The organism is Oleiphilus sp. HI0079 (assembly GCF_001635105.1).
Window position 1 is genome coordinate 1 of sequence record NZ_LWFT01000667.1, and the last position, 3,907, is coordinate 3,907.

General features: G+C 50.6%; 3 protein-coding genes. 1 reads left to right on the forward strand and 2 read right to left on the reverse strand.

Annotated features, from left to right (window positions below; all coding sequences use genetic code 11):
- The coding region (locus A3750_RS12050; protein ID WP_156498548.1) for a VCBS domain-containing protein at nt 1-2,774 on the reverse strand (2,774 nt) is incomplete at its 3' end.
- 268 nt (nt 2,775-3,042) lie between these two features.
- A complete protein-coding gene (locus A3750_RS12055) occupies nt 3,043-3,309 on the reverse strand; it encodes a hypothetical protein (protein ID WP_068458134.1) in 267 nt (88 codons plus the stop codon).
- Between the two features lie 158 nt (nt 3,310-3,467).
- Here A3750_RS12055 and A3750_RS12060 point away from each other — a divergent pair.
- A partial coding sequence (locus A3750_RS12060) for an MHYT domain-containing protein (RefSeq protein WP_304440188.1) occupies nt 3,468-3,907 on the forward strand: 440 nt, incomplete at its 3' end.

A 3,907-nucleotide genomic window follows, 5' to 3' on the forward strand; every position in this document is an offset into this window, starting at 1 on the left:
CGGGTTTCACCCTCTTTCAGCGCTTGAAGCGCAGAGTTGCCGTTGGCAACCCGATAATCCCAGTTTCCGTGACGATCAATATGCAACTCCCCTTGAAAAGGGTCGCTGATGACTTTTTCGTTTCGAACCATCGGGTTTGTTGCAATGAAATGGTCTTGCCCTGCATCCGGGTCAGTGACAGAGAGGGAGCCCATTACCTGGATCGACTGTGCTGAATCATGCCCAACATTGCGGTCTTCGGTGATAGAGCCCGTATCTTGGCCGGTAATGACAGCCGCATCCGCTACCGCTGCCAAATCCAGTGAAGCGCTCGCTACCGTACTGCCGCCATGAGCATCTTGTACTTCGTAAGAAAATTGCACCGAGCCGTTGTAGTCTGCGTCTGGTGTGAAGGTGTAAGTACCGTCGTGATTGTCTGTGATACTGCCATGGTCGGCACTGAGGTTCGCAACATGCAATTGCCCGGCATCGTTTTTGTCGATATCACTGGCGTTGGCCAATAAATCGCGGGCGTGCAAGGTATAGGCCGTGTCTTCTGTTCCTTGCGTAAGCGTAACGGCAGAGCCAACGGTCGGCGCATCGTTAGTGCCATGAATCGTGATGGTGATGGTATGGGTTGTGCCGTCTTTCGAGGCGATCTGCACCGTATCTGTCAGGGTCTGCCCATCCCCCAACGACTGGATTTCCGGTTTGCGATTGTCGATGTAGTAATGCCAGTTGCTCCCGCGATCGATGGTTAATTGGCCACCCAAGGCGGAGGTATATGGCGCCCACTCAGGATGCGTCGGCGCGGACACGAGTGTCGAAAAGTCAAAGCCGGACTCGCCTGAATCAGGGTCTATCGCCGTGATATGCCCTTGCGCCTCCAGTTTATAGGCATAATTACCGTTTACACTTGCGTATGGGTTCAGATCTTCTGTTACAGCGCCTGTATCTGTGCCGGTGATTACGGCACGGTCATTGGTGCCTGTCACCGTAATAACAAGGTGTTGAGTGTCTTGTCCGCCGGCACTATCGGTGACGGTAATTGGAATCGTAATTTTACGAGCTTCACCATCTGCCAAGCCGTTGTAGGCCGGATGCGTTGGATCAAAGGTATAGCTGCCGTCCTTGTTTAGCGTGAAACCGTCAACCTGAGGGGAGGTGAAGCTAGCGGTGTCACCAGAGTCGATATCGGTCGCTGTGATGGTTCCACTTGTGAGTGTTTTGTCTCCTTCGGTCGCGGTGGTGGCCGAGATAGCATTTAGGGTGGGCGCGTCATTCGTTCCAGATATGACGATGGTGATATTGTGCGCGGTTCCATCCGCAGTCGTCACAGTGATCGTGTCGGTCGCCAGCTTGCCCTGGCCAAGCGCTTGAACGCTGGGGTCTTGATTATTGAGATCGTAGCTCCAGGAACCGTCGCTTTGCAGATGCAATATCCCGTGTTGGCCATGAAGATCAGAGGCCTGGAAATGCGCCTCGCCCGTATCTGTATCTTGAATGTCCAGTTTGCCGGACGTTTGTAGCAGGCTTTCTTCGGTGACTGCGCCCACATCTGTACCAGAGATCACGGCGCGGTCGTTGGTGCCGCTAATGTTTATATCGATTTTATGCGGTGTACCGTCTGCTGCATGGATAATCAGCGTGTCGGTCAGTTGACTGTTTTGTCCCAGAGCTTGGACCGTTGGGCTTTGGTTATCGAGTTCATATTGCCAGGAGCCATTTTCTTGCATGAACAATTTGCCATGCGCTCCTTGGACTGTTTCAGATTGAAAATGCGCTTCACCCGAATCCACATCGCTGATGCTGAGTTGGCCTGTCGCCGTCAGCTGTGATTCTTCCGTAACATCCCCTACGTTTGCACCGTTGATCGTTGGGATATCATTCGTTCCGGTAACATCCACAACAAACTCGTGGCTGAAATCGATACCGACGGCGTTTCTGGCATGTATGGCAAAGTGTTCTGTTGCATGTTGGCCATCCTCCAGGCTTTGCACTTGGCCATCGCTGTTGTGCAATGTGTAGTGCCATGCTCCTTGACTATCAACACTTAGATCACCGTATTTTCCTTGGTAGCTTTGGGCCGGAAAGTAACCTGGCCCGCCATTGATGGTCAGTGCGCCAGTGGCGCCAATTGCGTTGTCTTCAATCACTGCGCCCTGAAAGGTACCGGTGATTGTAATCGGTAAATTTTGGTTTGCCTGAGTGCCGGGTGTTGCTGCCTGTTGCTGTTGTGCAATGAGTGATGAGAGTGCACTGGTTGGGCTTTGTCCAGTTAATGAAGCATTGCTGATTGTGCCGTTGGTTCCTGCCAAGGCGCCGCTTCCGGTGAACGACTCGTTGCCGGGGGATGTTGGGCTAAATTCTGCTGAGCCTGTTAGCGGATCGGTGTGTTTACCCGTCGAACTATTATCCAAAGCGACATTTAAATCGGTTCGCTCTACTGTTGCTCCTGCGTGGTGATGGCCATCAGATTGCGGTGTTGGTTGTGGTGTTGAATCTGCATCCGCCCTGAGGCTGGTTGCTTGGCTACTTGGAGGCGCTTCTTGCGCTGGCTCTGCTGGCGTCTCTAGTTCGGGTGTACTGTTTTTGGCGAGTACTCCGAGCTCTTGGGGTTCGGTAACAATGAGGCTTAGTTCTTGTCCGCTCGGGCTTTGAACAATGAGTTGATTGCCTTGAGGGCTATTGAGGAGTGTGTGCTCATCGATTTGATCGCCTCGTTGTAGTTCGACGCGTTCACCAAAACGGTTAACGTAAAAAATGGGACCCGAAACTCGTACGACTGTGAACACCTTGGATAGCCCTCCAGAAAGAGACTTGTTGGCTAGTAATGAATGTTAAACATTTATAAAGGCAAAGCCGCAAGAGCTAAACCAAACTTCTAATAACGAAGATAGTACACAGTACGCTGTCTAAGCAATTTTGGTTGTGGTTAATATTTTGATTATGTTGATTGCTACTGAGAGGAGCTTCATTGAGATCTAGTTATAGGAGCGCGCAGTGTTTTGTGACGGTGAGAGGTTAATCTTCTAGAGATAGGCATTTCTTTTAGCGCGTTTGCTAGTCCTGGTCTTTTGGGTCTGCTTGCTCACCTGCTTGTGCCTTTTGATAGGCAGCCCAGGCTTCCTGCAGCTCTTTTTGAAACTCTTCTTCATGCAAAATCATGATGCCACCTTCAATTAAGACAAAACTTGGTAGCTTGCAGACTTCGGGGGTGCCCGTTTCAGGTGAACAGAATGGACGTCGTCGCACAAAAATTCGGTGGAAACTTCGCTCCATGCGTTGATTCGTAAAATACCCGGTATCGAATGTTTTCTTATCAACCATCTTTTTCTCCTAGCACGCTCTGAGCAAAATGCCTCTGCTCTCGCCAGAAACTGTAAGCCGAAGTGCCTGAATCCCGTTCGTTTCAGTGTAGCGTGTTTTTTAACCAAGAAATATCTTAATTCTTGACTATATTCGCTTTGATCTTCCTTGGTAACGACATGATGGAATTTTGGCGATTTTCAGAATTGAATCAAGACGTATTTGAGCCGATTGCAGGCTCATACGATGTGTCTCTGGTTGTTTGGTCTGTGCTGTTTGCGGTGATGGCGGCGATGTCGATGCTGACGATTGTGGAGCGAAGTTGGCGCAAAGAGCTGGGGCGGCACGAAGACATTTGGATGTATGTTGCTGCAGTCGTCATGGGTTGTGGTGTTTGGGCGATGCACTTCACCGGCATGCATGCCTTTCACTTGGAAACACCGGTACATTTTGATCTAGGGCAGACCTTGCTTTCCATTGTGCCTGCGTTACTCGGTAGCTATGTTGCCATTTCTATTCTTGCTAAAAAACGCTTTGACGTGGTTGCGGTGCAGATGGGTGGGCTGGCAATGGCGGCTGGCATTGGTTTGATGCATTACATCGGTATGGAGGCGATGCA